This is a genomic window from Pseudomonas sp. JE3303, assembly GCF_056312565.1.
The window spans coordinates 160,653-181,613 of record NZ_JBWGIF010000005.1; the positions used below are offsets into that span (position 1 = coordinate 160,653).

21 protein-coding genes are annotated in these 20,961 nt (G+C 64.2%); 13 read left to right on the top strand and 8 right to left on the bottom strand.

Annotation, left to right across the window (positions count from 1 at the left end; genetic code table 11):
* Positions 1 to 51: 51 nt before the first annotated feature.
* A complete protein-coding gene (locus tag AC0ZZU_RS09065; protein WP_476340196.1) occupies positions 52 to 2,043 on the bottom strand; it encodes a sensor histidine kinase in 1,992 nt (663 codons plus the stop codon).
* Between the two features lie 261 nt (positions 2,044 to 2,304).
* On the opposite strand from AC0ZZU_RS09065, the gene AC0ZZU_RS09070 reads away from it, so the two are divergent.
* The 4 genes from AC0ZZU_RS09070 (at position 2,305) to AC0ZZU_RS09085 (ending at position 5,747) form a co-directional block, all read left to right on the top strand.
* Positions 2,305 to 3,102: a hydroxymethylpyrimidine/phosphomethylpyrimidine kinase gene (locus AC0ZZU_RS09070; protein ID WP_476340198.1), complete on the top strand. Its 798-nt coding sequence runs from the start codon at positions 2,305 to 2,307 to the stop codon at positions 3,100 to 3,102.
* Positions 3,103 to 3,124: 22 nt separating this feature from the next.
* Positions 3,125 to 3,751: a thiamine phosphate synthase gene (gene thiE, locus AC0ZZU_RS09075; protein WP_476340336.1), complete on the top strand. Its 627-nt coding sequence runs from the start codon at positions 3,125 to 3,127 to the stop codon at positions 3,749 to 3,751.
* Positions 3,752 to 3,767: 16 nt separating this feature from the next.
* Entirely contained in the window at positions 3,768 to 5,054 is a 1,287-nt protein-coding gene (hemL, locus tag AC0ZZU_RS09080; RefSeq protein WP_476340200.1) for a glutamate-1-semialdehyde 2,1-aminomutase, read from the top strand.
* Between the two features lie 141 nt (positions 5,055 to 5,195).
* Complete coding sequence (locus AC0ZZU_RS09085; protein ID WP_476340201.1) at positions 5,196 to 5,747, top strand: tetratricopeptide repeat protein; 552 nt, start codon at positions 5,196 to 5,198, stop codon at positions 5,745 to 5,747.
* A gap of 11 nt (positions 5,748 to 5,758) precedes the next feature.
* Here the strand turns inward: AC0ZZU_RS09085 and AC0ZZU_RS09090 are convergent, their stop codons facing one another.
* The gene (locus AC0ZZU_RS09090; RefSeq protein WP_324121600.1) at positions 5,759 to 6,085 is read right to left on the bottom strand and encodes a DUF1820 family protein; all 327 of its coding nucleotides are present in this window, start codon (positions 6,083 to 6,085) and stop codon (positions 5,759 to 5,761) included.
* Between the two features lie 185 nt (positions 6,086 to 6,270).
* On the opposite strand from AC0ZZU_RS09090, the gene AC0ZZU_RS09095 reads away from it, so the two are divergent.
* Genes AC0ZZU_RS09095 through lnt form a run of 4 tightly spaced genes read left to right on the top strand, consistent with a single transcriptional unit; the run spans position 6,271 to position 10,127 of the window.
* Complete coding sequence (locus tag AC0ZZU_RS09095) at positions 6,271 to 7,269, top strand: PhoH family protein (RefSeq protein WP_476340202.1); 999 nt, start codon at positions 6,271 to 6,273, stop codon at positions 7,267 to 7,269.
* Positions 7,262 to 7,756 carry an rRNA maturation RNase YbeY gene (gene ybeY / locus AC0ZZU_RS09100; protein WP_476340204.1) on the top strand — a complete coding sequence of 165 codons (495 nt, stop codon included), beginning with the start codon at positions 7,262 to 7,264 and terminating at the stop codon, positions 7,754 to 7,756. Before AC0ZZU_RS09095 ends, ybeY begins: the two co-directional genes overlap by 8 nt.
* 5 nt (positions 7,757 to 7,761) lie before the next feature.
* Positions 7,762 to 8,601, top strand: a complete 840-nt coding sequence (locus AC0ZZU_RS09105; RefSeq protein WP_158460636.1) for an HlyC/CorC family transporter — start codon at positions 7,762 to 7,764, stop codon at positions 8,599 to 8,601.
* Positions 8,602 to 8,609: 8 nt separating this feature from the next.
* On the top strand, positions 8,610 to 10,127 hold the full coding sequence (gene lnt / locus AC0ZZU_RS09110; protein WP_476340205.1) for an apolipoprotein N-acyltransferase: 1,518 nt from the start codon (positions 8,610 to 8,612) through the stop codon (positions 10,125 to 10,127).
* 160 nt (positions 10,128 to 10,287) lie between these two features.
* Here the strand turns inward: lnt and AC0ZZU_RS09115 are convergent, their stop codons facing one another.
* Both AC0ZZU_RS09115 and AC0ZZU_RS09120 read right to left on the bottom strand, forming a co-directional pair.
* Positions 10,288 to 11,049: a YdcF family protein gene (locus tag AC0ZZU_RS09115; protein WP_476340206.1), complete on the bottom strand. Its 762-nt coding sequence runs from the start codon at positions 11,047 to 11,049 to the stop codon at positions 10,288 to 10,290.
* A 129-nt stretch (positions 11,050 to 11,178) separates the two neighbouring features.
* Positions 11,179 to 11,496 carry a hypothetical protein gene (locus tag AC0ZZU_RS09120; protein ID WP_476340207.1) on the bottom strand — a complete coding sequence of 106 codons (318 nt, stop codon included), beginning with the start codon at positions 11,494 to 11,496 and terminating at the stop codon, positions 11,179 to 11,181.
* Between the two features lie 248 nt (positions 11,497 to 11,744).
* Here AC0ZZU_RS09120 and leuS point away from each other — a divergent pair, with 248 nt between their 5' ends.
* The 5 genes from leuS to AC0ZZU_RS09145 all read left to right on the top strand — a co-directional run bounded on the left by leuS (position 11,745) and on the right by AC0ZZU_RS09145 (position 17,782).
* Entirely contained in the window at positions 11,745 to 14,351 is a 2,607-nt protein-coding gene (gene leuS / locus AC0ZZU_RS09125) for a leucine--tRNA ligase (protein ID WP_476340208.1), read from the top strand.
* 61 nt (positions 14,352 to 14,412) lie between these two features.
* Positions 14,413 to 15,018, top strand: coding sequence for an LPS-assembly lipoprotein LptE (locus AC0ZZU_RS09130; RefSeq protein WP_476340210.1), 606 nt, complete (start codon positions 14,413 to 14,415; stop codon positions 15,016 to 15,018).
* A 36-nt stretch (positions 15,019 to 15,054) separates the two neighbouring features.
* Entirely contained in the window at positions 15,055 to 16,092 is a 1,038-nt protein-coding gene (gene holA / locus AC0ZZU_RS09135) for a DNA polymerase III subunit delta (protein ID WP_476340212.1), read from the top strand.
* A 148-nt stretch (positions 16,093 to 16,240) separates the two neighbouring features.
* The gene (gene arfA / locus AC0ZZU_RS09140; protein ID WP_158460629.1) at positions 16,241 to 16,405 is read left to right on the top strand and encodes an alternative ribosome rescue factor ArfA; all 165 of its coding nucleotides are present in this window, start codon (positions 16,241 to 16,243) and stop codon (positions 16,403 to 16,405) included.
* 60 nt (positions 16,406 to 16,465) lie between these two features.
* A complete protein-coding gene (locus AC0ZZU_RS09145; RefSeq protein ID WP_476340213.1) occupies positions 16,466 to 17,782 on the top strand; it encodes a lytic murein transglycosylase in 1,317 nt (438 codons plus the stop codon).
* 203 nt (positions 17,783 to 17,985) lie between these two features.
* Here the strand turns inward: AC0ZZU_RS09145 and AC0ZZU_RS09150 are convergent, their stop codons facing one another.
* The 4 genes from AC0ZZU_RS09150 to AC0ZZU_RS09165 form a co-directional block, all read right to left on the bottom strand.
* Positions 17,986 to 18,930, bottom strand: a complete 945-nt coding sequence (locus tag AC0ZZU_RS09150) for a S66 peptidase family protein (protein ID WP_476340214.1) — start codon at positions 18,928 to 18,930, stop codon at positions 17,986 to 17,988.
* 76 nt (positions 18,931 to 19,006) lie between these two features.
* Complete coding sequence (lipA, locus tag AC0ZZU_RS09155; protein ID WP_158460626.1) at positions 19,007 to 20,026, bottom strand: lipoyl synthase; 1,020 nt, start codon at positions 20,024 to 20,026, stop codon at positions 19,007 to 19,009.
* A 2-nt stretch (positions 20,027 to 20,028) separates the two neighbouring features.
* Positions 20,029 to 20,676, bottom strand: coding sequence for a lipoyl(octanoyl) transferase LipB (gene lipB / locus AC0ZZU_RS09160; RefSeq protein WP_476340216.1), 648 nt, complete (start codon positions 20,674 to 20,676; stop codon positions 20,029 to 20,031).
* Positions 20,676 to 20,951, bottom strand: a complete 276-nt coding sequence (locus AC0ZZU_RS09165) for a DUF493 domain-containing protein (RefSeq protein ID WP_476340218.1) — start codon at positions 20,949 to 20,951, stop codon at positions 20,676 to 20,678. The genes lipB and AC0ZZU_RS09165 overlap by 1 nt, the downstream gene beginning before the upstream one ends.
* Between the last annotated feature and the right edge of the window lie 10 nt (positions 20,952 to 20,961).

A 20,961-nucleotide genomic window follows, 5' to 3' on the forward strand; every position in this document is an offset into this window, starting at 1 on the left:
ACCCAGTGAAGCACCTCTTCAGTACCGCATCAAAGTGACAAAAACGCCTAACTAGAAGCGTTTTAGTCCGGTCGTCATCTGCCGGGGAACCACGCTCGCCTGTGCCACGGCGACGTTCAGGCTCACTTCAAAACGGCTGCCCAGTCCCGCAGTCGACTCGTGGGTCAGCTTGGCGCCCAGCAGTTCGGCGAGCTGGCGGCAGATCGACAGGCCGATGCCCATGCCGCCATAGCGACGGGTCATGGACCCGTCTACCTGGAAGAAGCGCTGGTACAGGATCGCCTGGTCCAGGTCGTCGAAGCCGATGCCGGTGTCGCTGATACTGACCGACAATGCCAGGGTCTGGGGCCCGGTCAAGCGGCCGCGAACCTGCAGCACGACGCCACCGTGGTGGGTGAACTTGAGCCCGTTGTCCACCAGGCACGCCAGGCAGCGGGCCAGTTTCTGGGCGTCGCAGACCAGGGTGTCAGGCACGTCGGCCGGAATGTCCAGGCTCAGGTACAGCCCTTTGCCCAGCGCCTGGCCGGCATAGCTCGCACGCAGCTCCTGAAGCAGCCGGCGCAGACTGAAGGGCACCGCATGCGCGCGGACCCGTCCTGCCTGCAGCTCGGTAAGGATCAGGATGTCGTCGACCATCACCATCATGTTCTGCGCCGCATCACTGGCGGTCCGCTGGTACTGGGCCAGCTCGGTATCCATGGGCAGGGTCTGCATCAGTTCCAGCGAGCCGATCACACCGTTCATGGGTGTGCGCAGTTCGTGGGTCACGGTGGCGAGGAACTCATCCTTGAGCTGGTTGCTCTTGGCCAACTGCTGGTTGAGCTGCTCCAGGGTGTGGCCAGTGTCGCGCAGGGTCTGCGCCTGCTGGTCGCGCATGCTGTTGATGCGGTCGGCCAGGGCCAGTGACAGCAGCGCCACCTCCAGCGCCGAGCCAAGCTGGCTGGAGTACATGGTGAGAAACTGGTTGGGCAGGTAGCCCAGCACCATCAGCGTGTTGACCAACCCACCCAGCAGAAAGGCCGACCAGGCGATGATGAAGTAGCGCGCCGCCCGCAACCCGCGTGCCCAGGCATACAGTCCGGCAGCGAAGATGCTCACGGTGAACAGCAGCGCGAGGGCCGTGGCCATGCGCAGGGCAACGCCGTAGCGCATGCTGACCGCCAGCACCATCACAAGCACGCCGCCCAGCATCAGTAGCTGCAGCAACCGGTCGAAGGCGATGCTGATCCGGCTCATCTGCAGGAAATGCCGGGCGAACTGGCAACCGAACAGCCCTGCCGCGCCGATGAACAACGGCGTGGCGGCGTTCGCCCACCATGGGCTGTCGGGCCACAGGTAGGCAACGCCAGCACCATTGACCGACACCTGGTAGAGGCCGAACGAGGCGATATAGAGGATGTAGTAGAGGTAGCTCGGATCGCGCACGCTGACGTAGATGAACAGGTTGTACACCAGCATCACCAGCAGCACGCCATAGATCATCCCGAGCACGTACAGGCGCGTCGGCTGGTCTTCCAGATAGGCCTCGGCCGACCACAGGGTCAGCGGCGCCTGCACCGAACCCTGGCTGTGCAGGCGCAGGTAGACAGTGGTCGATTGCCCTGGACTGAAGGGGATCTCGAACAGGTAGTTGTTCTGGCGGATCTGCCGCGTGGCGTAGGGCAATGCATCACCGGTACGCTGCGCCAGGCGCGGTTCGCCTTGGGCGTCGGGCAGGTAGAGCTCGAGGTGATCGAGCGGCGGGTAGGCAAGTTCGAGCAGCCACTGGCGCGGCGCTGCCTGGCGCTTGGGGGCGTAGGCAAGGTCGATTTTCAGCCAGAACACCGAAGTGGAGTAGCCGGCGTTGAGCACGTCGGTCGAATGCTGGCGAAAGCGGCCGGCGAACACGGGCGCGCTGACCTGGGCAATGGTGGCGGTGCCCTCGCGGTCCTCGAAGACCTGCATGACCTTACCCAATGGCAGACTGCGCGTGGTCTCGTCGAAGTCGACGGCCCCGGCGAGCAAGGGCAGCCAGCCCAGCACAACGATCAGCAAATAGCGCATACAGCCCCAGCATGGCCTGTCCAGTCACGTCGCGAGGCCCCCTATCCCTTTGAGGCGACGAAGCTGGCAGCAGCCGTTATCGATTATCGGGGCACTCTAGCACAGGTCTCCGGAGAGGCAATCGGCCCATGCAAAATATAAAGCAGAGGCTCTAGAACGTATATTACAGCGCCAGACAGGGCAATAACCTGATCACTTGATCAACAAAAGTGATTCGCCCGGCAACCCGGTCAAAAAGGTTTGGTGGTAAGCTCGCCCACCATGAATATCTACAGCTCCCGCCCCGTTGTCCTCTGTCTCTCCGGCCACGACCCCAGTGGCGGCGCCGGCCTGCAGGCAGATATAGAAGCCCTGATCGCCCAGGGGTGTCATGCAGCACCTGCCGTGACCGCCCTGACCGTCCAGGATACCGTCAATGTCACCGATTTCCGGGTGCTCGACCGCGAATGGGTGCTGGCCCAGGCCAACGCCGTGCTGGCTGACTCGACGGTCGCTGCCGTGAAGCTTGGCATGCTGGGTTCGATCGAGATGGTCGATACCGTGGCCGAACTGCTCATGGCCCATCCGCACCTGCCGATGGTCTGCGACCCGGTGCTGCGGGCAGGCGGCGGTGGCCGCCTGGGACGGGACGAGGTCGGCTATGCGATGCGCGAGCGCCTGCTGCCGCTGGCCATGATCGCCACGCCAAACCTGCCTGAAGCGCGCATCCTCGCCGAGTTGCCCGAAGGCACCGCGGACGAATGCGCCGAAAAGCTGTTGCCGTATTGCCGGCACCTGCTGATCACCGGCGGTCATGGTGATGAGGACGAAATTCACAATCGCCTGTACAGCCGCGACGGCCAGCGTCATACCTGGACCTGCCAGCGCCTGCCGGGCAGCTATCATGGATCAGGATGCACCCTGGCCAGCGCCCTCGCCGGTCGCCTGGCCCTGGGCGAGCAGCTGGAAAGCGCCGTGCGCTCGGCCCTGGACTATACGTGGCGCACCCTGCGTGACGCCGAGCAATTGGGCAAGGGTCAGTTCGTGCCGCGCCGGCTGCCGCTGGACTTCTGCTCCTGATTCCACCCTTCGAGGCCCGATGATGAAATTACGCGGCTTGTATGCCATCACCGACAGCCAGCTGCTCGCCGGCCGCTTCCTGTCTTATGTGGAGGCGGCGCTCGAGGGCGGCGTCTGCCTGCTGCAATATCGCGACAAGAGCAATGACCAGGCCCGCCGCCTGCGCGAAGCCGAAACCCTCAAGGCGCTGTGCGACCGCTATGGCACACGCCTGATCATCAACGACGATGCCGAGCTCGCCGCACGCCTGGGCGTCGGCGTGCACCTGGGCCAGACCGATGGCCCGCTGACCCCGGCCCGCGCCCTGCTCGGACGCAACGCAATCATCGGCTCGACGTGCCACGCCCAGGTCGATCTCGCCGAGCAGGCTGCCCGCGAAGGTGCCAGCTATGTTGCGTTCGGCCGCTTCTTCAATTCCGTCACCAAGCCCGGCGCGCCCGCGGCCGACCTTGAACTGCTCAGCCAAGCCCGCGCCCGCGTGAAGCTGCCGATCGCCGTGATCGGCGGCGTCACCCTCGACAACGCCGCAGCATTGGTCGACCACGGTGCGCACCTGCTGGCGGTGATCCATGGCCTGTTCGGCGCCGACAGCACGCAGGAAGTCACCCGCCGTGCCCGCGCCTTCAATGCCCTGTTCGCTTCTGCCTGATTTGAGAGATTTCATCATGTCCCGTTCCGAAACCCTGTTCGCCAACGCCCAGAAGCACATTCCCGGGGGCGTCAACTCGCCGGTACGCGCTTTCAAGAGCGTCGGCGGCACTCCGCTGTTCTTCAAGCACGCCGAAGGCGCCTACGTCACCGACGAAGATGACAAGCGCTATGTCGACTACGTCGGTTCCTGGGGTCCGATGATCCTTGGCCACAGCCACCCCGAGGTGCTCGCTTCGGTGCGCAGCCAACTGGAGCATGGTTTGTCCTACGGTGCCCCGACGGCCATGGAAACCGAGATGGCGGACCTTGTCTGCTCGATCGTGCCGTCCATGGAAATGGTCCGCATGGTCAGCTCGGGTACCGAGGCGACCATGAGCGCCATCCGCCTGGCCCGTGGCTACACAGGGCGTGACGCGATCATCAAGTTCGAAGGCTGCTATCACGGCCACTCCGACAGCCTCCTGGTCAAGGCCGGTTCCGGCTTGCTGACCCAGGGCGTGCCAAGCTCCGCTGGCGTGCCGGCCGACTTCGCCAAGCACACGCTGACCCTGCAGTTCAACGACATTACCGAGGTCGAGAAGACCCTGGCCGAAGTCGGTGAGACCGTTGCCTGCATCATCGTCGAGCCAGTGGCTGGCAACATGAACTGCGTGCCACCGGCACCGGGCTTCCTCGAAGGCCTGCGCGAGCAATGCGACAAGCATGGCGTGGTGCTGATCTTCGATGAAGTGATGACCGGTTTCCGTGTTTCCCTCGGCGGCGCGCAGGGCTATTACGGCGTCACCCCTGACCTGTCGACCTTTGGCAAGATCGTTGGCGGCGGCATGCCTGTAGGCTGCTTCGGCGGCAAGCGCGAGATCATGGAGCGCATCGCACCGCTGGGCCCGGTCTACCAGGCCGGTACCCTGTCGGGCAATCCGCTGGCCATGGCTGCGGGCCTGACCACCCTCAAGCTGATCAGCCGCCCGGGCTTCCATGACGAGCTGACCGAGTTCACCAGCCGCCTGCTCGACGGCCTGCAGCAACGTGCCGATGCCGCGGGGGTGCCTTTCGTCACGACCCAGGCAGGTGCCATGTTCGGGCTGTACTTCACCGGGGCCGACGACATCGTCACCTTCGAAGACGTGATGGCAAGCGATGTCGAGCGCTTCAAGCGCTTCTTCCACCTGATGCTCGAAGGCGGCGTGTACCTGGCGCCGAGTGCCTATGAGGCAGGCTTCACGTCCATCGCCCACGGCGAGGCCGAGCTGAAGATCACCCTGGATGCAGCCGAGCGTGCGTTCGCCGAATTGGCCAGGTAATTACCTCCAGCAGGGGCGACAGCGCACAATGCTGTTCGCCCTGCACAAATTCGAGTAAAACTTTGTAAGGTTGGCGCTGCTTATCCCATAATGTGCCACCAGATACATTGGCCGCAGCTTTGCAGAGGTAAGTCGATCCCCATGAACCGCACCGGCCGCGCCCTTTCCCTGGGCTGCCTGTTGCTTCTTCAGCCCCTGCTGGCGTTGGCAGAGGACGGTAATTCGTTGCTGATTCCGGCGACGGGTCGCTGCACCCTGAATGTCCAGCCCGAAGACCTGCCCAAGGCCGTGAAGGCGTGCGAGCAGACGGCGGCGTCGGGGGATGCACAGGCACAGTTCGAGCTGGGCGAGTTCTACTACAGCGGCACTCTCGCGCCGCGCGACCTGAACAAGGCACTGAGCTACTTCGAACAGGCTTCGCTGCAAGGCCACGCCGAAGCGCAATACCGTCTTGGCGCCATGTTCTTCCACGGCGAAGGGGTCGCCGCCAACAACGTGCAGGCCTATATCGTGCTGAAGATGGCAGCGGTCAACGGGGCCGAGGATGCCCTGGACATGGCCGACGAGGTCTCGGCGCAGATGTCCCGCGAAGACCTGGAACACGCAACCCAGGTGCTCGGCCAGATCTTCCGCAAATACCTGCTGGAACTGCAGAACGCCGACGGGCGTACGCCTTTCTCTCCGCTGCCCTGAAAACCCTCCTGCTACTTCTCGGGCATCGGCACCGGAAACGGCATCACATTGCCCATGCCTTTCGCTTCGCTGATCTTGGCGGTACCCAGACGCTCGACCTCGTCGATGCGCACGATCGAATGCATCGGCACAAAGCTGCGCACGACGCCCTCGAACTGGGCCTTGAGCTTCTCTTCGCTGGGATCGACGACCATCTGCGTACGTTCGCCAAAGACGAACTCTTCCACTTCAAGAAAGCCCCACAGATCACTCTGGAAGATCTGCTTGGCGTACATCTCGAACACCTGGCCCTGGTTGATAAAGATCACTTTATAGATGGGTGCTTCGCGCTTGGTCATGTTCGGCGGCAATCAGAATAGGGAAATAGTAGCGAATGATACCAGAGCGGGCGCACGCGCAAACCGCGCCGAATCACCTGCGGCCTCCCCTTCGCGACCCTTGATCGTTTAAGTGCTTTCGCCACTGCCGAGCAAGGGTTATTCTTGGGTTCATCTCCTTAGCCGTTGAGCGGCCAAAAACGACCTTGAACGCACCCATACAACCTCATCGTTTCATCCTCGAACCCTTCGAGGCCCATCGCTTCGCCAATCTGTGCGGGCAGTTCGACGAGCACCTGCGCCTGATCGAGCAACGCCTGGCCATCGAGATCCGCAACCGCGGCAATCAGTTCGAGCTGATCGGCGACCCCAAGACCACCTCCTCTGCCGAGCAGCTGCTGCGCCGCCTCTATCGAGAGACCAAGGCCACCGAGCTGTCTCCGGAAACGGTCCACCTGTACCTCCAGGAATCCACCGTGGAAACCCTCGACAACCCGGCTGTCATCGAAGTCAGCGTGTCGCTGCGCACCCGCAAGGGCAATATCCGCCCGCGCGGCGTCAACCAGCAGCGCTACGTCAAGGAAATCCTGGCCAACGACATCAACTTCGGCGTAGGCCCGGCCGGTACCGGCAAGACCTACCTGGCCGTGGCCTGCGCGGTCGACGCCCTGGAGCGTGAACAGGTCCGGCGCATCCTGCTGGTACGCCCCGCAGTCGAGGCGGGCGAGAAGCTCGGCTTCCTGCCGGGCGACCTGGCCCAGAAGATCGACCCGTACCTGCGCCCGCTGTACGACGCCTTGTACGAGATGCTCGGCTTCGAGCACGTGGCCAAGCTGATCGAGCGCCAGGTGATCGAGATCGCCCCGCTGGCCTACATGCGTGGCCGCACCTTGAACAACAGCTTCATCATTCTCGACGAGAGCCAGAACACCACCGTCGAGCAGATGAAGATGTTCCTGACCCGCATCGGCTTCGGCTCTACCGCGGTGATCACCGGTGACATCACCCAGGTCGACCTGCCGCGCGGCACCAAGTCGGGCCTGGCCCATGTCATCGACGTGCTCAAGGACGTGCCGGGCATCAGCTTCACGCACTTCCAGCCCAAGGACGTGGTGCGCCATCCGCTGGTCCAGCGCATCGTCGAAGCCTACGAGCGCTTCGAGACGCGTGCGGCCAAGCCCGAGGGTAGCGTCGGCGATGCTTGAACTCGACCTGCAACGGGCCACGGATGCCGCCGCCCCGCTTGATGACGACTTCCGCCGCTGGTGCGAGCTTGCCTTGCGCCAGCGCAGCGCCGACTCCGAGATGACCATCCGCCTGGTCGACGAGGCAGAAGGCCGCGAGCTCAACCACACGTACCGGCACAAGGACTACGCGACCAACGTGCTGTCGTTCCCGGCCGACGTGCCGGACGAGCTGCTCGACATCCCGCTGCTGGGCGACCTGGTGATCTGCATCCCGGTGGTCGAGCGCGAAGCGGCCGAACAGGGCAAGTCCCTCGAGGCCCACTGGGCGCACCTGGTCATCCACGGTTGCCTGCACCTGCTCGGCTACGACCACATCGATGACGATGAAGCTGAAGAGATGGAAGCCCTCGAACGAACTCTGCTCGCCGAACTGGGTCATCCAGACCCGTACGCCGACGACGAATCCGACACACCACACACTGATACCTGCAAGGAACACGAGTAACCGCCATGAGCGAAGACCGATCGAGCAACGGGCAGAAGTCCTGGCTGGGTAAACTGACCCAGGCTTTTGTCCATGAGCCGAAAAACCGCCAGGAGCTCCTTGAGCTGCTGCGCGAAGCCCATCAGAACAAGCTGCTCGACAGCGAAGCGCTGACCATCGTCGAAGGCGCCATCCAGGTCGCCGACCTGCAGGTGCGCGACATCATGGTGCCGCGCTCGCAGATGATCAGCATCAAGGTCAACCAGTCGCCACGCGAGTTCCTGCCGGCGGTGATCGACGCCGCGCACTCGCGCTATCCGGTGATCGGCGAAGGCCACGACGATGTGCTCGGAGTCTTGCTGGCCAAGGACCTGCTGCCGCTGATCCTCAAGGAAAACGGCGACACGTTCGACATCAAGGACCTGCTGCGCCCGGCCACCTTCGTGCCCGAGTCCAAGCGTCTCAACGTGCTGCTGCGCGAGTTCCGCGCCAACCACAACCACATGGCCATCGTCATCGACGAGTACGGCGGCGTGGCGGGCCTGGTGACCATCGAGGACGTGCTCGAGCAGATCGTCGGCGACATCGAGGACGAGCATGACGTCGAGGAAGACAGCTACATCAAGCCGCTGCCCAGCGGCGACTTCCTGATCAAGGCCCTGACGCCGATCGAGAACTTCAACGAGTTCTTCGACACCGCGTTCTCGGACGACGAGTTCGACACGGTCGGTGGCCTGGTGATGAGCGCCTTCGGCCATCTTCCCAAGCGCAACGAGACCACCGAGATCGGTCCTTACCGTTTCCGCATCCTCAACGCTGACAGCCGCCGGATTCACCTGCTGCGCCTGACGCCTATCAACCGCTAAGGATCTACATGCGCTGGATCACCCGTCCCGGCTGGCCCGGTAACCTGCTGGCCGTGGCGGCCGGTGCCATTACTTCCCTGGCCTTGGCGCCATTCGATATCTGGCCGTTGGCCTTGCTCGCGGTGGGCCTGTTCTACCTGGGGCTGCGCGAGCTGAGCCCTCGCCAGGCCCTGGGCCGTGGCTGGTGCTACGGATTCGGGCTGTATGGCGCCGGTACCAGCTGGATCTACGTCAGCATCAACACCTACGGCGGCGCCTCGCCATTGCTGGCCACGCTGCTGCTGGTGGCATTCTTCGCTGCCATCGCCTGGTTTTTCGCCTTGCCCGCGTGGCTCTGGGCGCGCTGGCTGCGGCGCAGCGAGGCGCCCCTGGCCGATGCCCTGTGCTTTGCCGCCTTGTGGGTATTGCAGGAAGCGTTCAGGGGCTGGTTCCTCACCGGCTTCCCATGGCTCTACTCCGGCTACAGCCAGCTCGACGGCCCGCTCGCCGGCCTCGCGCCCGTGGGCGGCGTATGGCTGGTCTCGTTCGTCCTGGCGCTGAGCGCCGCGCTGCTGTGCAACCTGCACCGCCTGCGCGCCCGGCCGTCGTTCCTGGCGGCCGGTGCAGTGCTGCTGCTCGCACCATGGGTTGCCGGACTGGCGCTGAAGGGCCACGCCTGGACCAGCCCTGCTGGCGCACCGCTCAAGGTCGCTGCCTTGCAAGGCAACGTCGAGCAGGACCTGAAATGGGACCCGGCGCACATCGACGCACAGCTCGCCCTCTATCGTGACATGAGCTTCAGCTCCAGGCCTGTCGACCTGCTGGTATGGCCGGAAACCGCGGTGCCGATCCTCAAGGACCAGGCTCAGGGCTACATCGACATGATGGGCCGCTTTGCCGGCGACCGTCACAGCGCGCTCATCACCGGCGTGCCAGTACGCCAGGTGGAGCAAGGGCAGCGCCGCTATTACAACGGCATAACGGTCAGCGGCGAAGGCGAAGGCACCTACCTCAAGCAGAAGCTGGTGCCCTTTGGCGAGTACGTACCGCTGCAGGACATGCTGCGCGGGGTCATCGCCTTCTTCGACCTGCCGATGTCGGACTTTGCCCGCGGCCCGGCCGACCAGGCGATGTTGCAGGCCAAGGGTTACCAGATCGCCCCGTACATCTGCTACGAAGTGGTCTACCCGGAGTTCGCCGCGAGCCTTGCCGCACGCAGCAACATTCTCCTGACGATCAGCAATGACACCTGGTTCGGCACCTCGATCGGCCCGCTGCAGCATTTGCAGATGGCCCAGATGCGTGCCCTGGAGGCGGGCCGCTGGATGATCCGCGCCACCAACAACGGCGTCACCGGGCTGATCGATCCATTCGGCAAGATCACCGCGCAGGTGCCGCAGTTCGAGCGGGCGATTCTCTATGGGGAAGTGGTGCCGATGCAGCAGCTGACGCCGTACCTGCAATGGCGGTCGTGGCCGTTGGCGGTGGTGTGTCTGCTGTTGTTTGGGTGGGCGTTGCTGGCGTCGCGGATCGCCAAGACGGTGTAGGCCTTAGGGCTGCTTTGCAGCCCATCGCGGGACAAGCCCGCTCCCACAGAGTGCTCGGGCTCGGGAAGCTGGATGGGTTTCCAGCTTCTGGGGGTGCAACTCACCATCCTGTGGGAGCGGGCTTGTCCCGCGATGGGCCGCAAAGCGGCCCCAGGCTGTGTCAGTAGAACAACCGATACCCCACCAACCCCACCGCCTCGTTCAACAACTGCGCGCTCTGCCATACCGCCCGCCCCTCAGGCAGCAACCCCCAGAACGGCCGCCCATGGTCACGCCCCAGCGCCCCCACCGGCGCCGGCACCACTTCGAAACCGGCCTGCTCGAAGCTCCAGCGCGAGCGCTGCATGTGCCAGGCCTGGGTCACCACCACGACCCGGCGCACGCCCAGCGGCCGCAAGATCTCGGCCGTCATCCGGGCATTTTCCCAGGTAGTGCGGCTGGCCTGTTCCTTCCATTTCACGTCTACGCCAAAGTCCCGCTGCAAGCTGTCGCCCATCAACTGAGCCTCGCTTGGCGGTGTGCCGTAATGCAGGCCGCCGGTGGTCAGCACTGGCAGGCCGGAAGCCTTGGCAAGCTGGGCCCCATAGCGCAATCGCTCCAGGGCCACCACCGCGGGCTGGTCCTCCCCGCCCCAGGCCGGGTCACCGCGCTCTCGCCCAGCCCCGAGAATCACGATGGCATCGGCGTGCTTGGCCAGCCCTGCCCACTCGCTCGGGTCCAGGGGCCGTTCGGTCTCGAGTTGCCGCGCCGCCTGCTCCACCACTAGCGGCAGGCTCATGACCCACAATCCACCCAGCCCCAGCGCGAAGCACAGCCCCGCCAGCCGCGGCCAGCGCTTGCGCAACAGCCAGGCGGCCAGCAGCAACAGCAGCAGACCGCCAGGGGGCAAGAGCCAGTGTTTGATCAGGTAGCGAATGGGCATCGGGCACCTCCATGGAAGGTGCGCAGCCTAAGAAAATCGGCGCCAGCCCACAAGTGCGCGGGCGGCGCCGATTGGTGAAATGTCTCTGATTTCTGGCGCACTCCTGATTGCGCCGGCACACCCGAACGGCTATCTGAGTGGCAGCGTCCTGGATATTGCGGTGAGGGACGAGCGCCTCTTGTCCTTGAGCCAGATGACCTTGGCTCCCGGTGGCGGCTCCGATTGCTGATAAGCACCGGCACTTGCAATACGGCCTTCGGCAAGCGTGTCCAGATAAGCCTTGATCACCTCGAACTCGGCGTGGCTCAGGCCGCGCAGCTCAAGTTCGACAGGTGTTTCATCACGTAATTGCACAGATGTCCTGGCCACTTCCAGCGCCAGGCCCAGTCGATCGATCAGGCGTTCATATAGCTCCGGTTTCGTTACGGGTAGCTGCGACTCTCCCATCCGTTCACCTCATTGAAGATAAGAACATCTCCCCCACACCTGAGCTTAGCGTCACTGTAAAAAGCAGCCGGGCGCCGCGACCAACGGCCCGCAGGCCGCAGGGCCGGGGCGCGCGATGCAATCAGGGTTTCCCTCTACGCGCGACGGTCCTGTATGCTACGGCGCTCACTCTTTTGACACCGGATTGCCGGATGCAGCGAGCTTCGCTGCCTGGATAGGGTCTCTCATCTCTCAGCGCAAAAGTAGCCATGCACGAACAATATCAGCCCCGTGACATCGAAGCCGCCGCCCAGACTTTCTGGGATGAGCAACAGTCGTTTGCCGTCAGTGAACAGCCAGGCAAGGACACTTACTATTGCCTGTCGATGTTCCCGTACCCGAGCGGCAAGCTACACATGGGGCACGTGCGCAACTACACCATCGGCGACGTGATCGCCCGCTACCAGCGCATGCTCGGCAAGAACGTCCTGCAGCCAATGGGCTGGGACGCCTTCGGCATGCCGGCCGAAAACGCGGCGATGAAAAACAACGTCGCCCCGGCCAAGTGGACGTACGAGAACATCGACTACATGAAGACCCAGCTCAAGAGCCTGGGCCTGGCCATCGACTGGTCGCGTGAAGTCACCACCTGCAAGCCGGACTACTACCGCTGGGAGCAGTGGCTGTTCACCCGCCTGTTCGAGAAGGGTGTCATCTACCGCAAGAACGGCACCGTCAACTGGGACCCCGCCGACCAGACCGTCCTGGCCAACGAGCAGGTCATCGACGGCCGTGGCTGGCGTTCGGGCGCGCTGATCGAAAAGCGCGAGATCCCGATGTACTACTTCCGCATCACCGACTACGCCGACGAGCTGCTCGAAAGCCTCGACGAGCTGCCGGGCTGGCCTGAACAGGTCAAGACCATGCAGCGCAACTGGATCGGCAAGTCGCGCGGCATGGAAGTACAGTTCCCGTACGACCAGGCGAGCATCGGCCACGAAGGCGCGCTGAAGGTCTTCACCACCCGTCCCGACACCCTGATGGGCGCCACTTATGTGGCCGTTGCCGCCGAGCACCCCCTGGCCACCCAGGCCGCCGAGGGTAACCCGGCGCTGCAGGCCTTCATCGATGAATGCAAGAGCGGCAGCGTCGCCGAAGCCGACGTCGCCACCCAGGAGAAGAAGGGCATGCCCACTTCCCTGTTCGTCGAGCATCCACTGACCGGCGAGAAGCTGCCTGTATGGGTCGCCAACTATGTGCTGATCCACTACGGCGATGGCGCGGTCATGGCCGTGCCGGCCCACGACGAGCGCGACTTCGAATTTGCCCACAAGTACGATCTGCCGATCAAGGCCGTGGTGCGTACCAGCGCTGGCGATGACGTCGGCAGCGAATGGCAGCCTGCCTATGGCGAGCACGGCCAGGTGATCAACTCCGGCGCCTTCGATGGCCTGGACTTCGCTGGCGCCTTCGACGCCATCGAAGTTGCCCTGATCCGCAAGGGACTGGGCAAGTCACGCACCCAGTTCCGCCTGCGCGACTGGGGCATCAGCCGCCAGCGCTACTGGGGCTGCCCGATCCCGATCATCCACTGCCCGTCGTGCGGCGACGTGCCGGTGCCTGAAGACCAGCTGCCGGTTACCCTGCCGGAAAACGTGGTGCCGGATGGCGCCGGTTCGCCACTGGCGCGCATGCCCGAGTTCTACGAGTGCACCTGCCCGACATGCGGCACTGCGGCCAAGCGCGAAACCGACACCATGGACACCTTTGTCGAGTCGTCCTGGTACTTCGCCCGCTATGCCTCGCCGAACTACGAGGGTGGCATGGTCGATCCGAAGGCCGCCAACCACTGGCTGCCGGTGGACCAGTACATCGGCGGCATCGAACACGCCATCCTGCACCTGCTGTACGCGCGCTTCTTCCACAAGCTGATGCGTGACGAAGGCCTGGTCACGTCCAACGAACCGTTCAAGAACCTGCTGACCCAGGGCATGGTGGTCGCCGAGACCTACTACCGCGTGGCCAGCAACGGCGGCAAGGACTGGTTCAACCCGGCCGATGTCGAAATCGAGCGCGATGCCAAGGCCAAGATCATTGGCGCCCGCCTGAAGACCGACGGCCTGCCGGTGGAAATCGGCGGCACCGAGAAGATGTCCAAGTCCAAGAACAACGGCGTCGACCCTCAGTCGATGATCGATGCCTACGGCGCCGATACCTGCCGCCTGTTCATGATGTTCGCCTCGCCGCCTGACATGAGCCTGGAATGGTCGGACTCCGGCGTCGAAGGCGCCAGCCGCTTCCTGCGCCGCGTCTGGCGCCTCGCCCAGGCACACGTCAGCCAGGGCCTGCCAGGCACGCTCGATATCGCTGCCCTGGACGACGCACAGAAAACCGTGCGCCGCGCCATTCATGCGGCGATCAGGCAAGCCAGCACCGATGTGGGCCAGCACCACAAGTTCAACACCGCCATTGCCCAGGTAATGACCTTGATGAACGTGCTCGAAAAAGCCCCGCAGGCTACCGCGCAAGACCGCGCCCTGCTGCAGGAAGGCCTGGAGACCGTCGCCCTGCTGCTGGCGCCGATCACCCCGCACATCAGCCATGAGCTGTGGAACTGCCTGGGCCACGAGGGCGCCGTGATCGACGCCAGCTGGCCTGTCGTCGACGAAAGCGCACTGGTGCAGGACAGCATCGTGCTGGTGATCCAGGTCAACGGCAAGCTGCGCGGCCAGATCGAAATGCCTGCCGCGGCCAGCCGCGAGGAAGTCGAGGCGGCTGCGCGCGGCAACGAGAACGTGCTGCGCTTCCTCGATGGCCTGACTATCCGCAAGGTCATCGTGGTACCAGGCAAGCTGGTCAACATCGTCGCCAACTGATGGCAACGTCCGCCCGCGCAACACGCGGGCGGGCGGAATCGGCCCACAAGGGAGCAACAACATGATCAAACGCAATCTGCTGGTAATGGGCCTGGCCGTACTGCTCAGCGCCTGCGGTTTCCAGCTGCGTGGCACGGGCGACACCGAGATGGCCATCAAGGAACTGGATGTCAGCGCGCGCAATGCCTATGGCGATACCGTCACCCAACTGCGCCAGGTGCTGCAGAACAGCGGCGTCGACGTCCATGCGGGCGCGCCATACAAGCTGATCCTGACCAACGAACAGGAAGACCGCCGCGCGGCGAGCTACACCGGCGGCAGCCGTTCGGCCGAGTATGAGCTCACCACCACGCTGAGCTACACCATCGCCGGCCTGAACAACGCTCAGTTGCTCGATGACAAGGTCCAGGTGCGCAAGGTCTACATCCATGACGGCAACAACATCACCGGCTCGGAACAGGACGCAACGCGCACGCGCAACGAACTGCGCCAGGACCTGGTACAGGCCATGCTGGTTCGCCTGCAACTGCTGACCCCGACCCAGCTCGAGCACCTGCAGCAGGAAGCCGACGAACGCGCCCGTGCCGAGGCCGAGGCACTGGACGCGGCGCGCCGTGCCCAGGACGCCACGCCTCAGCAGTCTCCCCTGGAACTGCCTGCCAACTGAGTCTGAAAGGGGCACCCTGGTGCCCCGCCCTCCCCCATGAAGCTCACTCCCGCCCAGCTCACCAAACACCTGCAAGGCAACCTTGCGCCTGTCTATATCGTCAGCGGCGATGACCCGCTGCTGTGCCAGGAAGCTGCCGACGCTATCCGCGCCGCTGCTCGCAAGCAGGGGTTCGACGAACGCCAGGTCTTCAGTGCCGACGCCAACTTCGACTGGGGTACCTTGCTCCAGGCGGGCGCCAGCCTGTCGCTGTTTGCCCAGCGCCGCCTGCTTGAACTGCGACTGCCCACCGGCAAGCCGGGTGACAAGGGCGCCGCTGCGCTCATCGAGTACTGCAGCCGGCCAGCGGAAGACACCCTGCTGCTGATCAGCCTGCCCAAGCTCGATGGCAGCGCGCAGAAGACCAAGTGGGGCAAGGCCCTGATCGAAGGCCAGCACTGCCAGTTCATCCAGATCTGGCCGGTGGACAGCCATCAACTGCCCCAGTGGATCAACCAGCGGCTTGCACAGGCCGGCTTGTCGGCCCAGCGCGAAGCAGTGGAGCTGATAGCCGCGCGAGTGGAAGGCAACCTGCTGGCCGCTGCCCAGGAAATCGAGAAGCTCAAGCTGGTGGCCGAAGGCAGTCAGATCACGGTCGAAACTGTCCAGGGGGCCGTGGCTGACAGTGCCCGCTTCGACGTGTTCGGGCTGGTCGATGCCATTCTCAACGGCGAGGCGGCGCATGCGCTGCGGATGCTGGAGGGTTTGCGCGGCGAAGGTGTCGAGCCGCCGGTGATTCTCTGGGCACTGGCCCGCGAACTGCGGCTGCTGGCCGGTCTGGCCCAGCAGTTCAGCCAGGGCGTGCCACTGGACAAGGCCTTCAGCCAGGCCCGCCCGCCGGTATGGGATAAACGTCGCCCGCTGGTGAGCAAGGCCCTGCAGCGGATGTCAGCACAGCGCTGGGCGCAGCTGTTGCAGGATGCCCAGCGCATCGATGCGCAGATCAAAGGCCAGGCCGAGGGATCGCCGTGGGTGAGCCTGTCGCGGTTGAGCCTGCTGATGGCAGGGCAGCGCCTGGCGCTTCCCGCCCAGTAATCCTGCAGTGCCAGGTCCGCCCTCTTCGCTGGCAAGCCAGCGAAGAGGCCAGCCCTGACACACCGCCGATACATACAATCAATTGGTCACCACCCCCCGCTGGTCTTAGAGTGCGCGCCGTACCCCACCCCTCACCCAGGGACGCGCCATGAGCAAAAAGCCGCAACAAAAAAGACCCAACAAAGCCAAGTCGATCGTCGCCCAACCCCTCTTCCGCTCCCGCCAGGAGCAATCGGGCAAAGGCAAAGGCAGCTACCGCCGCGAAGCCTTCCAATCGAGAGATTGGGAGGCTTCTCACTTTTTGGCCGCATGAAGCACGAACGCCACAGGCATGATATGGTCGGCACCTGACCTGCAATTCCTGGACCTGTGCATGCCCCTTCGTCTTTCCCAGCGCTGGCAACCTCGCCAGCTGATCGCGGCCTCCAGCCTCATCCTGCTCGTCGCCTGCGCGGAAAAACCTACCGCCGCCGACGCTCTCCCGCTGGCCTCAGCCCAGCCCGCCGCAGCCGTGCCCCTGCCCAGCCCCGTGTCCGATGTCAGTACCGACATCCAGCCTGCGCAGACCTTCGCCCAGTGGCAGGACGGTTTCCGCCAGCAAGCCTTGCAGGCCGGTATCAACGCCAGCCTCTTCGACCATGCCTTCCAGGGCATCACGCCCGACATGGACGTGATCAAGGCGGATCGCAGCCAGCCAGAATTCACCCGTCCGGTGTGGGAATACCTTGACGGCGCTCTCTCGCCACTGCGCGTGCGCCAGGGCAAGGCCCTGCTGGAAGAGAACGCCGAGCTGCTGACCCGCATCGAGCAACGCTATGGCGTCGACCGCCAGGTGCTGGTGTCGGTGTGGGGCATGGAGAGCAACTACGGCAAGTTCCAGGGCAACAAGTCAGTCATCCGCTCGCTGGCGACCCTGGCCTACGAAGGCCGTCGGCCGACCTTCGCGCACGACCAGTTGCTGGCCGCGCTGAAGATCCTGCAGAACGGTGATATCCAGCCCGAGGCCATGCGCGGCTCGTGGGCCGGCGCCATGGGCCAGACGCAGTTCATCCCGACGACCTACGACACCCATGCAGTCGATTTTGATGGCGACGGCCGTCGCGATATCTGGAACAGCACCGCCGACGCCTTGGCCTCGACCGCTCATTACCTGCAAAGCTCGGGCTGGAAAAGCAACGAGCCCTGGGGCTTCGAAGTACAGCTGGCACCGGGCTTCGACTTCTTCCTGGCCGATGGCGTGCAGCGCAAGACGGTCAACGAGTGGCTGCAGCTGGGCCTGAAGATGCCCACCGGCACCCGCCTGCCCGACGGCAGCGGCCAACTGTCCGCGGCCCTGTTGCTGCCGGCTGGCGCGCGGGGCCCGGCGTTCCTGGTGCTCGACAACTTCCGCGCGATTCTCAAGTACAACAACTCGTCGTCCTACGCATTGGCGGTGAGCCTGCTCGGTGACCGGTTCTCCAACTGGGGCTACATCGCAGGTGCCTGGCCCAAGGACGACCTGCCGTTGAGCCGCAGCGAGCGCATGGAGCTGCAGAGTCTGCTCAACTCCAGCGGGCATGAGGCCGGCAACGCCGACGGCATCATCGGCGCCAATACCCGCAAGGCGATCCGCGCGGCGCAGCAAGCGCTGGGTTGGCCAGCGGATGGCTACCCGACGCACAAGTTGCTCGAGAGCCTGCGCCAGCCCTAGAACCTCGATCCCCCGTGTAGGAGCGGCCTCGTGTCGCGAAAGGGCCGCGAAGCGGCCCCAGAATCGCAGAGCGCTGCAAGGGTATCGGACTGCATGCGGTGTCCCCTGCTGCCATCGCACAACGCGGCTATTTTGCGCCTGGGTGAGGGCTACGCCCTCATTTCGCGACACGAGGCCGCTCCTACACGGGGACGGCGTTGGCTTTAGAGCCTGAAGAGATCCTGTTCCAGGGTCAGGGTCCCCGCACTGCTGTCCAACCGAACCTGTGCCCCAAGCGGCAAACACAGGTTCGGATTGCAATGCCCACTGCGCCACCCAGCCAGGACGGGCACGCCCAGCGGCCCGAAGATATCCTGCAGCAATGGCGTCATTGCCTCGACCGTTATCCCCGCGAAATCCCCTGCCAGCACTCCGCGCACTCCAGCAAGCCTGCCCGCCAGCCGCAATTGGGTCAGCAGCCGGTCGATCCGGTACAACGGCTCGTTGATGTCCTCCATGTACAGGATGCAGCCCGCGAGGCTTGCCTCCCCCGGCGTACCCAGGGTTGCCGCCAGCATGGACAGATTGCCACCCATCAAACGGCCGCTTGCCGTGCCGGGCAGTATTTCGCTCAGCGGATAAGCTGGAGGATGCTGCAGCACACTGCCGTTGCCAAGGCGTCCGTGCAGCTGCGCCAGCAACGAGCCAAGCGTAGGCTCGAGCTTCTCTCCCAGCAGGTCGGCATTGAGCATCGCGCCATGGAAGGTAATGAAACCGGCGTGCCGGGCAATAGCCGTGTGCAGCGCCGTGACATCGCTATAGCCAATCAGCGGCTTGGGATTGCGCCGAAGCAGCTCGAAGTCGATCTTGTCCAGCAATCGCATGCTGCCGTACCCGCCGCGCATGCACAGGATCGCGTCGATCCGCGGATCAGCGAAGGCGGCGTGCAGGTCGTGCAGGCGGATTTCGTCGGACCCGGCCAGGTAGCCTTGGGCCTGGCTAACCCCGGGCATCAGCTCGCAGTGATAACCCCGGCTCTCGAACCATTCCCGGGCCCGCTCCGCATCCAGCCGTGCGGGGCCAGCGGGCGCGATGATGGCAAAGCGTGCGTGATGCGGCAGTGGCCCCGGCAAGCGTGAATCCAGGTTGGCTGGACAGGCGTTGTTCATTCTTTTGTTTCCCTCTGCAAACAAAAATGCCGATGCCGCCTCACGGCGCGCATCGGCATCGTCAACCCACAAAGGCTCAGAGCTTGATCCGAGCCTCATGCGCCTGCTGGTCGGCGTGGTACGAGGAACGCACCAACGGGCCGGACGCGACGTTCTTGAAGCCCATCCGGTAGCCTTCCTCGGCGAACCAGGCGAAGGTGTCCGGGTGCACGAAGCGCTGCACCGGCAGGTGGCTGCGCGAAGGCTGCAGGTACTGGCCGAGCGTCAGCATGTCGATGTTGTGCTCGCGCATGCGCTGCATCACTTCGATCACTTCCTCGTCGGTCTCGCCCAGGCCGAGCATCAGGCCGGACTTGGTCGGTACGTGCGGCACCAGCTCCTTGAACTTCTCCAGCAAGGTCAGCGACCACTGGTAGTCCGAACCCGGGCGCGCGGCCTTGTACAGGCGCGGCACGGTTTCAAGGTTGTGGTTGAACACGTCCGGCGGCTCCTGGGCCGTAATGGCCAGGGCCACGTCCATGCGCCCGCGGTAGTCCGGCACCAGTGTCTCCAGCTGGATGCCAGGAGTCAGGGCGCGGATCTCGCGGATGCAGTCGGCGAAGTGCTGGGCACCACCGTCGCGCAAGTCGTCGCGGTCCACCGAGGTGATCACCACGTACTTGAGGCGAAGGTCGGCGATGGCGACGGCGAGGTTCTTGGGCTCGTCCAGGTCCAGCGGCTTCGGCCGGCCGTGGCCGACGTCACAGAACGGGCAGCGGCGGGTACAGATGTCGCCCATGATCATGAAGGTCGCGGTACCGCCAGAGAAGCACTCGCCCAGGTTCGGGCAGGAGGCTTCCTCGCACACACTGTGCAGCTTGTGCTTGCGCAGCAGTTGCTTGATGCGGTCGACTTCAGGCGAGACCGGAATACGCACGCGAATCCAGTCTGGCTTCTTCGGCAGCTCGTCGGTGGGAATGATCTTTACCGGGATCCGGGCTACCTTGTCGGCGCCCCGCAGTTTGACGCCCGCCTCGACCTTCGGCCGCGGGGCCGGGCGTGGGGAGACATCCTGGGTCGGTATCAGGTTAGGCACGGCTTCTTGCACAATAGTCATATTCAGTCGATTCCGCCCGTGAGGGTCGTCTGCTCAGCATAGTCGAGGTGCTTGACCAGCTGTCCGCGCAGCCTTGTCCTGACCTCGGAAAGATCGATCGGCCCTGCCTGATCGCGCAGCTGGGTCATGGCCAGCCCCGCATACCCGCAGGGGTTGATTCGGCGAAATGGCGCGAGGTCCATGTCAACGTTCAGGGCAAGGCCGTGGAACGAACAGCCGTTGCGAATCCGCAGGCCGAGGGAAGCGATCTTCGCCCCATCGACATACACGCCGGGCGCATCGGGCTTGGCCGCGGCCTCGACGTCAAAACTTGCCAGCAAGCCGATCAGGCTGCGCTCGATGCGGCTGACCAGCTCGCGCACGCCAAAACCCAGCCGGCGTACATCGAGCAGCAGATAGGCCACCAGCTGCCCGGGACCGTGATAGGTCACCTGGCCGCCCCGGTCGGTCTGCACCACCGGGATCTCGCCCGGTATCAGCAAGTGCTCGGCCTTGCCCGCCTGGCCCTGGGTGAACACCGGAAGGTGTTCCACCAGCCAGACTTCGTCGCCAGTCTCGGCCGTACGCTGGTCGGTGAAGCGGCGCATGGCCGCCAGCACCGGCTCGTATGGCATCTGGCCGAGATCGCGAAAGCCGAGGGTAACAGGCATCACAGCACCATTTTGACGATGCCGGTCGCGCGCAGGGCGCTGTTGATGTTGTGCAGCTGGTCTTCGCCGGTGGCAACGATGTGCAGTTGCACCGTCGTGTACTTGCCTTCCTTGCTCTGACGCTCGGCCAGGGTGCTCAGGTCGACCTGGGCGTATTTGCTCAGGATCTCGATCACCGTGTCCCTGAAACCTACAACGGTGTCACCGATCACCTTGATCGGATAATCGGCGCAGGGGAATTCGATTTTATGCGACTTGACGTCAGCTTCGCTCATGGCAGTAACG

Bases quoted from the DNA above. Each gene is read 5' to 3' on its own strand.
- hemL (WP_476340200.1), top strand. From the start codon at position 3,768: ATGTCCCGTTCCGAAACCCTGTTCGCCAACGCCCAGAAGCACATTCCC.
- AC0ZZU_RS09115 (WP_476340206.1), bottom strand. From the start codon at position 11,049: ATGCCCATTCGCTACCTGATCAAACACTGGCTCTTGCCCCCTGGCGGT.
- AC0ZZU_RS09145 (WP_476340213.1), top strand. From the start codon at position 16,466: ATGCCCCTTCGTCTTTCCCAGCGCTGGCAACCTCGCCAGCTGATCGCG.
- holA (WP_476340212.1), top strand. From the start codon at position 15,055: ATGAAGCTCACTCCCGCCCAGCTCACCAAACACCTGCAAGGCAACCTT.
- AC0ZZU_RS09120 (WP_476340207.1), bottom strand. From the start codon at position 11,496: ATGGGAGAGTCGCAGCTACCCGTAACGAAACCGGAGCTATATGAACGC.
- AC0ZZU_RS09150 (WP_476340214.1), bottom strand. From the start codon at position 18,930: ATGAACAACGCCTGTCCAGCCAACCTGGATTCACGCTTGCCGGGGCCA.
- AC0ZZU_RS09070 (WP_476340198.1), top strand. From the start codon at position 2,305: ATGAATATCTACAGCTCCCGCCCCGTTGTCCTCTGTCTCTCCGGCCAC.
- lipA (WP_158460626.1), bottom strand. From the start codon at position 20,026: ATGACTATTGTGCAAGAAGCCGTGCCTAACCTGATACCGACCCAGGAT.
- lipB (WP_476340216.1), bottom strand. From the start codon at position 20,676: ATGCCTGTTACCCTCGGCTTTCGCGATCTCGGCCAGATGCCATACGAG.
- lnt (WP_476340205.1), top strand. From the start codon at position 8,610: ATGCGCTGGATCACCCGTCCCGGCTGGCCCGGTAACCTGCTGGCCGTG.
- AC0ZZU_RS09085 (WP_476340201.1), top strand. From the start codon at position 5,196: ATGAACCGCACCGGCCGCGCCCTTTCCCTGGGCTGCCTGTTGCTTCTT.
- AC0ZZU_RS09090 (WP_324121600.1), bottom strand. From the start codon at position 6,085: ATGACCAAGCGCGAAGCACCCATCTATAAAGTGATCTTTATCAACCAG.
- AC0ZZU_RS09165 (WP_476340218.1), bottom strand. From the start codon at position 20,951: ATGAGCGAAGCTGACGTCAAGTCGCATAAAATCGAATTCCCCTGCGCC.
- leuS (WP_476340208.1), top strand. From the start codon at position 11,745: ATGCACGAACAATATCAGCCCCGTGACATCGAAGCCGCCGCCCAGACT.
- arfA (WP_158460629.1), top strand. From the start codon at position 16,241: ATGAGCAAAAAGCCGCAACAAAAAAGACCCAACAAAGCCAAGTCGATC.
- thiE (WP_476340336.1), top strand. From the start codon at position 3,125: ATGAAATTACGCGGCTTGTATGCCATCACCGACAGCCAGCTGCTCGCC.
- ybeY (WP_476340204.1), top strand. From the start codon at position 7,262: ATGCTTGAACTCGACCTGCAACGGGCCACGGATGCCGCCGCCCCGCTT.
- AC0ZZU_RS09065 (WP_476340196.1), bottom strand. From the start codon at position 2,043: ATGCGCTATTTGCTGATCGTTGTGCTGGGCTGGCTGCCCTTGCTCGCC.
- AC0ZZU_RS09105 (WP_158460636.1), top strand. From the start codon at position 7,762: ATGAGCGAAGACCGATCGAGCAACGGGCAGAAGTCCTGGCTGGGTAAA.
- AC0ZZU_RS09130 (WP_476340210.1), top strand. From the start codon at position 14,413: ATGATCAAACGCAATCTGCTGGTAATGGGCCTGGCCGTACTGCTCAGC.